At 68.9% G+C, this 6807-nt stretch carries 7 protein-coding genes; 5 read left to right on the plus strand and 2 right to left on the minus strand.

The genetic code is table 11. The features are described from left to right. On the minus strand, positions 1-805 hold an 805-nt coding region (locus HOV77_RS29335), incomplete at its 3' end, for an MFS transporter (RefSeq protein WP_290867851.1). Positions 806-999: 194 nt separating this feature from the next. Here HOV77_RS29335 and HOV77_RS29340 point away from each other — a divergent pair. The 4 genes from HOV77_RS29340 (at position 1000) to HOV77_RS29355 (ending at position 4349) form a co-directional block, all read left to right on the plus strand. Next, on the plus strand, positions 1000-1623 hold the full coding sequence (locus tag HOV77_RS29340; RefSeq protein WP_290867854.1) for a TetR/AcrR family transcriptional regulator: 624 nt from the start codon (positions 1000-1002) through the stop codon (positions 1621-1623). Beyond that, positions 1623-2408 carry a DNA-formamidopyrimidine glycosylase family protein gene (locus HOV77_RS29345; protein ID WP_290867857.1) on the plus strand — a complete coding sequence of 262 codons (786 nt, stop codon included), beginning with the start codon at positions 1623-1625 and terminating at the stop codon, positions 2406-2408. The genes HOV77_RS29340 and HOV77_RS29345 overlap by 1 nt, the downstream gene beginning before the upstream one ends. 6 nt (positions 2409-2414) lie before the next feature. Further along, positions 2415-3050: an MgtC/SapB family protein gene (locus HOV77_RS29350; protein WP_290867860.1), complete on the plus strand. Its 636-nt coding sequence runs from the start codon at positions 2415-2417 to the stop codon at positions 3048-3050. A 117-nt stretch (positions 3051-3167) separates the two neighbouring features. Next, a complete protein-coding gene (locus tag HOV77_RS29355) occupies positions 3168-4349 on the plus strand; it encodes an MFS transporter (protein ID WP_290867863.1) in 1182 nt (393 codons plus the stop codon). On the opposite strand, the gene HOV77_RS29360 is transcribed toward HOV77_RS29355, so the two are convergent. Continuing rightward, positions 4301-4993: a class I SAM-dependent methyltransferase gene (locus HOV77_RS29360; RefSeq protein WP_290867866.1), complete on the minus strand. Its 693-nt coding sequence runs from the start codon at positions 4991-4993 to the stop codon at positions 4301-4303. The genes HOV77_RS29355 and HOV77_RS29360 overlap by 49 nt on opposite strands. Before the next feature lie 283 nt (positions 4994-5276). Here HOV77_RS29360 and HOV77_RS29365 point away from each other — a divergent pair, with 283 nt between their 5' ends. After that, positions 5277-6368 (plus strand): cation diffusion facilitator family transporter, encoded by a 1092-nt coding sequence (locus tag HOV77_RS29365; protein WP_290867868.1) that lies wholly within the window; start codon positions 5277-5279, stop codon positions 6366-6368. Positions 6369-6807 lie beyond the last annotated feature (439 nt).

Genomic DNA, 6807 nt, shown 5'->3' on the forward strand with positions numbered 1-6807 from the left:
ACAGGGCCGGCGTACGCCGACGGATGATCTGGAGCGGGACGACCGGCTGCGCCGCCCGCGATTCGACCCAGACGGCGATCGCGAGGAGCACGACGCCTGCGCCCACCATGGCGGCGGTCTCCCCGGAGAGCCAGTCGAACGAGTTGCCGACGAAGGAGACCCAGATCAGGAGGATCGAGACGCCGGCGGCGATGAGACCCGCACCCCAGTAGTCGATCTTCACGTTCGTCTGCCGAACGGTCGGCAAGTGCAAGGTCTTCTGGAGGACCAGGAACGCCAGCGCCGCGATCGGTACGCCGACGAAGAAGCACCAGCGCCAGCCGAGCCAGGAGGTGTCGACGATGACCCCGCCGAGCAGCGGACCGCCGACAGTCGCGAAGGCCATCACCCCGCCGAGGTAGCCGTTGTAGCGACCGCGCTCGCGAGGCGGGATCATCGCCGCGATCACGACCTGGACCAGCGCCTGGAGGCCGCCGACGCCGATGCCTTGGAAGGCTCGGGCGGCGATGAGCTGACCGGCGTTGTGGGCGAGCCCGGCGACGATCGATCCGGCCACGAAGATCACGATGGCGATCTGCACCAGGATCTTCTTGTTGAACAGGTCGGCGAGCCGGCCCCAGATCGGGGTGCTGGCGGTGGCGGTCAGCAGGGTCGCCGTGACCACCCAGGTGTACTGCGTCTGCGTTCCGTTCAGCGCACCGAGGATCTTGGGCAGCGCGGTCGAGACGATCGTGCTGCTGATCATCGCGACGAACAGGACGAGCAGCAGGCCGCTCAGCGATTCCATCACCTCGCGGTGATTCATCGGTGCCGCACCAGAAGGGGCCGCACCAGAAGGGGCCGCGCCAGAAGGGGCCAAGCCGCCGGACGCCGATGTGGCATTGGGGGGAGCAGTGCTCACGATGGTGCCTCCAAGAGATCAACCACCAGCGTCGCACAAACTTGCTCAGTGAGCAAAGTTTCTCAACGTGCAATTATGCACAGCGGTAGACTCCGGGTGTGACCACCGAGACAGTCCCCCAGGCCGCCCAGGCTCCGGAGGGCCTTCGGGAGCGGAAGAAGGCCGCCACCCGCCAGGCGCTGCACGAGGCGGCCCTGCGGCTGGCCGTGGACAGGGGGTACGCCGAGGTCACGGTGGACGCGATCGCCGACGCCGCGCTGGTCTCCCGCCGGACGTTCTCGAACTACTTCGCGAGCAAGGAGGATGCGCTCCTCTACGGCGATCGCAGCCGGGGCGAACAGTTGGTCGAGCAGCTCCGCGCCCAGCCGTCCGACCGGACTGCATGGGAGGCGTTACGCGGCAGCGCCGCCCACCTCTACACCGGCCTGGAGAATCTCGATCCGCAATGGGTCGCCCAGCTCCGGCTGGTCCGGCTGCATCCGGCGATCCTCGCCCAGCAGGTCGCCAACCACGGACGACTCGAGCAGGGCATCGCCGACGAGCTGGTGAGCCGGCCCGGCGGACTCGATCCGCTGGCCGCGCGCGTACTGGCCGCCGCGTTCCTGGCCGCCCTGCGCGCCGCCATCACGGTCTGGCTGGACGAAGGCACCCGGCCCGGCCGCCGGTCGTTGCCGGGGATGGTCGACCGCGCCCTCGACGAGCTGGCGAAGCAGTACGCCTGATGCCCGAGGGCGACACCGTCTGGAACACGGCCCGGTCGTTGGACCGGCTCGTCGGGCAGACGCTGACCGGCTCGGATTTCCGCGTACCGCAGTTGGCGACGGCCGACCTAGCCGGGCGCACCGTCGAGGACTCCGCCAGCCGGGGCAAGCACCTGCTCCTCCGGCTCAGCGGCGGTGTCACGCTGCACTCGCACCTGCGCATGGACGGGTCCTGGCGAGTGTTCGCCGCCGGGGAACGCTGGAGCGGCAAGCCCGCCCACCTCATCCGGGTGGTCCTGAAGACCGAGCGGGCCACCGCCGTCGGCTACCACCTGCACGAGCTGAAGCTCCTGCCCACCACCGGCGAGAAGGCGCTCCTCCAGCACCTCGGACCCGATCTGCTCGGCGACGACTGGGACGCCGGCGAAGCCGTGCGGCGCCTGGCCGCCGATCCGGCGAGGGAGATCGCCGAAGCGCTCCTCGATCAGCGGAACCTCGCCGGCATCGGTAACTTGTACAAGGCTGAAATCCTGTTCCTGCAAGGGATCTGGCCGTGGACCCCGGTCGCGCGGATCACCGATCGGCTGCCGAGGATCGCCGGACTGGCCCATCGGCTGCTCGTGGCCAACAAGGGCCGGTGGACCCAGAGCACCACCGGTTCACTCCGCCGGGGCGAAACGACCTATGTCTACGGTCGGCGCTCGATGCCCTGCCGCCGTTGCGGCACCCTGATCCGCAAACAGGAGCAAGGCGAGCGAATCACGTACTGGTGTCCTACGTGTCAACCCGAGGACCCGGGTAGATGATGAGTCATGGACCAGTGGGTTGTGCTGACTCAGATCGCCGTCGCGGCCGCTCTCGGCGCGTCCATCGGGCTCGAGCGCGAGCTCAACGCACAACCCGCCGGCCTGCGTACGCACATGCTGGTCTGCCTCGGGGCCGGACTGTTCACGCTGTCCGGCGCACAGTTGGTCGGCACTGATCCGACCCGTATCGCCGCCCAAGTCGTGACCGGCATCGGGTTCCTCGGCGGTGGCGCGATCCTCCGCGAAGGCGCGAACATCCGCGGTCTCACGACAGCCGCCTCGCTATGGGTCACTGCGGCGATCGGCACCGCCGTCGGCCTGCATTGGTGGTTCCCGGCGATCGCCACGACCGCGTTGGCGCTGCTAGTGCTGTCGCTCGTGAAGTACGTCGAGCGGGAAGCGCTACCGCGTCGGCGACTGCTGGAGATCACCCTGACCCTGGAACCGGACGCGCGGCTGGACCGCGTCGAGCAGGAGGTCATGGAGGCGCTGCCCCGATCCCGGGTCCTGCGCGTCTCCTACGCCCTCACCGGTCAGGCCCTCGTCCTGACCTCGCAACCACAGAACGGCACAAGTCTCAGCGTCATCGGCGAACGGCTGCGCGGGCTGGCCGGCGTACACGGGGTCGAAATCAGCCGCTGACCCTCGCCCCGCTGGATCAGGGTTCTCGGTCGAATCTTGACCCAAGATTCGGCACAGATCCCTGATCCAGTACCCGGGCCCTCGACACGGACGTCTGATCCGGCGCAAGATGGGCGGATGTCTGGTAGCGCTCCCACGGATGGCCTGCATCGGGCGAGGATCGCTACCTCAGCCCTGTTCTTGCTGTTCGGCACGGCTCTCGGCGCGTGGACCGCCCGCATCCCGGCGATCAAGCGGGACCTCGGGCTCACCGACGGCTCGCTCAGTCTGGGTCTGCTCGCCTTCGCGCTCGGCGCGATCATCGGCATGCAGGTCGCCGGGCGGCTCGTCGATCGGCTCGGGAGCTGGCGCGTACTGGTCCCGGTCTCGTTCGCTGAAGGAATCGCGCTGGTCACTCCGGCCTTCGCCCCGAACCTGGCCGTTCTGATCGCCTGCCTCCTCCTCTTCGGAACCGTGCACGGCCTGCTCAACATCTCGATGAACGCCAACGCCGTCGAGATCCAGCGGGCCTGGGGCAAGCCCATCATCACCTCGTTCCACGCCGTCTACAGCGTCGGCGGCTTCCTCGGAGCCGCGTACGGCGGGCTGTTCGCCTGGGCCGAGCTCAGCCCCCGCGTCACCTTCCTCAGCCTCGCCGCGCTGCTCACGGCCCTCGCCGCGGGCTGCTCACGGTTCGTGCTGCGGGCCGAGCCCGTGCCGTCCACTCCCGACACTCCACACCGGACCAGCGGGGTCCTCCTGCTCGGCGTACTCGCATTCTGTTGTCTCGTGGGCGAAGGCGCCGCCGCCGACTGGAGCTCCGTCTACCTCCGCGACGGTCTGGGCAGCACCGCCGGGTTCGCGGCGGCGGCCTACGCGGCATTCGCGATAGCGATGACCGGCGGGCGGCTCGTCGGCGACAAGCTCGCCGCGCGTCTCGGTCAAACTCAACTGGTACGCACAAGCGCAGCAGTCGCCGCGGTAGGTCTCGCGGCCGCCCTCGCGATCGGGCACCCCATCGCGGCGGTGGTGGGCTTCGGCTGCCTCGGCGCCGGGCTGGCCTGCATCGCGCCGCAGGTGTTCGCCGCCGCCGGAAATCGGAACCCGGCCCGAGCCGGGCAGGCCATCGCCCGGGTGGCCGCCATGGGGTACGCCGGATTCCTGGTCGGCCCCGTGATGATCGGCGGCTTCGCCCAGCTCACCAGCCTTCGGTGGGCTTTAGGCGTACCCGTGGTATTGACGATTTTCGTGGCTTTCGCCGCGACGGCGCTTCAGCCCCAGTCGGGCAGATTGTGGCCCATGAGCTGGCACCGCGCGTAGAGGTGGGTCTGGTGCGGGGCGGGGCTGCCCGGCGGCGGAGCCCAATCCTGCGCGAGCAGCTCGACCACCGCGAAGCCGTGGCGAGTGAGCAGATCGCGCAGCTCGCCCCGCGGGTACGCGGTCAGCGGCACCTTCTCGCCCAGGAACTCGCGAAGCAGGTAGTCGGTGTCCCCCTCGACCATGCCCAGCGCGAAGAACGCGCCGTGCTTGAGTTCGCGCCGGATGTCTTCGAGCACATCCTCGATCTCCGTACGCGGCAGGACGAGCAGCGAGAAGAACGCGACCGCGGCGTCGAACTTGTCCTCGTACGGGTGGAGTCCGGCGAGATCATGAAGGTCACGCTCGACGAAGATGGCCTCGGGAACCTCGTGCCGGGCGATGTCCAGCATCACCGGTGACGCGTCGACGCCGACGACCTCGCAGCCACCGGCCACCAACTGCCGTGCCGTGGGTAAGCCCGTCCCGCAGCCGACGTCGAGCACGACCGGTGGCCGGCGCGGCGTCTCCCCGAGCCGCTCCAACAGCCACTCGCCGGTCTCGTGCTGGCCGGGTTTGTCGGAGAACGCCTCGCCGTAGTGCGCGCCGATCGAGTCGAACACCCGGGCGAGATCGGGCCTGACCTCCTGCGACTCCTGTTGCACCACGCCCTCCATTCTCCCAGGTCCCACCCTCCCCCGTCCGCGCGTTCCCTGCCCCCGCCCGCGCGATCCCTGCCCCCGCCCGCGCGATCCCTGCCCCCGCCCGCGCGATCATGAACTTTCGGGCATGATCGCCCGGGCGATCCCTGCCCCCGCCCGCGCGATCATGAACTTTCGGGCATGATCGCCCGGCGTGTCGTGTCCCGAGCTGCCTGATCATTCCCCGAAGCGCATGATCAATCGGCGCGCTCCGTTTCCGCATCGGGCGATCGTCGATACGCTCACGCTCATGAGTGGGTCGCACGAGCACGACCATGATCACGACCACGAGCATGACGGCCACGGGCATGAGCACGATGGGCACGAGCACCGCGAAGGCCTGTGGCATCGACTGACCCACCTGGTCACCCCGCACTCGCACGACGCGGCGGCCAAGGTCGACTCCGCGATGGAGACCTCCCGCGACGGCCTTCGCGCACTGTGGATCTCGCTCGGCGTACTGGGCGTAACTGCGGTGCTGCAGGCGATCGTGGTCGTCCTCTCCGGTTCGGTCGCTCTCCTCGGCGACACGCTGCACAACGTCGCCGACGCGCTCACCGCGGTACCGCTCGGGATCGCGTTCCTCCTCGGCCGCCGACGCCCCACTCGCCGCTACACCTACGGTTACGGCCGCGCGGAAGATCTCGCGGGGATCGTCATCGTCGTGTTCATCGCGGCGTCCGCGGTGGTCGCCGGTTATGAGGCGGTACGCCGTCTGCTGAACCCTGCCGAGGTGACTCATTTGTGGGTCGTCGCCGTCGCAGCGCTCATCGGGTTCGCCGGCAACGAACTCGTGGCCCGTTATCGGATCGCCGTCGGACGACGGATCGGCTCGGCCGCACTCGTCGCCGACGGCCTGCACGCGCGTACCGACGGCTTCACGTCATTGGCCGTGTTGCTCGGAGCCGGCGGCGTCGCGATCGGCTGGCGGTGGGCGGACCCGGTCGTGGGCTTGTTGATCACGGTGGCCATCTTGTTCGTGCTGAAAGATGCGGCACGCGAGGTGTACCGGCGACTGATGGACGCGGTCGATCCCGACCTCGTCGACCAAGTCACCACCGTTTTGACGAGTACGCCCGGAGTGGCCGGCGTCGGCGACGTCCACCTCCGGTGGATCGGCCACCAGCTGCGGGCCGAATGCGAGATCAGCGTCGACCCGAGTCTGACCATCGCGCGGGCGCACGCCATCGCGGTGGACGCCGAACATCGGCTGATCCACGCCGTACCCCGATTGACCAGAGCGTTCGTGCATGCCGATCCGGCTGGTGACGATCATCAGCACGACGAGCTGGCCCACCACCGGGAGAACGGGCACGGGCGGCGTACCGCGAAGACCCATTGACCCGCATCAGCTCCGCGAGCGCCGTGGGTGCGCAGCCCCGGCCCGGCCGTGGGCGCAGCCCCGGCCCGGCCGTGGGCACTCCGAAGATCATGTGCCCTCCATCTGCGTTTCCGGGCCCGAATCGGTGATCAAGTTCCCGTGGTCAGCGAAAAACGGGCTCTCAGCGCTGATGGCAGGCACATGATCTTCGAAAACGGCCGGTCAGCGCTGATCAGGGGCACATGATCTAGGGCTACCGCTGCGCAGCACGATCGTCGGCAGCCGCCGTCTCGTCAGCCGCCGTCTCGCCAGCCGCAGCGCATGATCGTCGGCTTCCGACAGTCATGGGAGTTCGCGCCGTCTTGATCGTCGGATGCCGACATTCGTGGGCGTTTTCGTGCACTGATCGTCGGATTCCGACGATCTTGGTGAGGCGGGCGGCGCGGCTGGCGGCGCACGC

Origin of the sequence: Hamadaea sp., assembly GCF_013362815.1 — a bacterium.
Lineage (GTDB): Bacteria > Actinomycetota > Actinomycetes > Mycobacteriales > Micromonosporaceae > Hamadaea.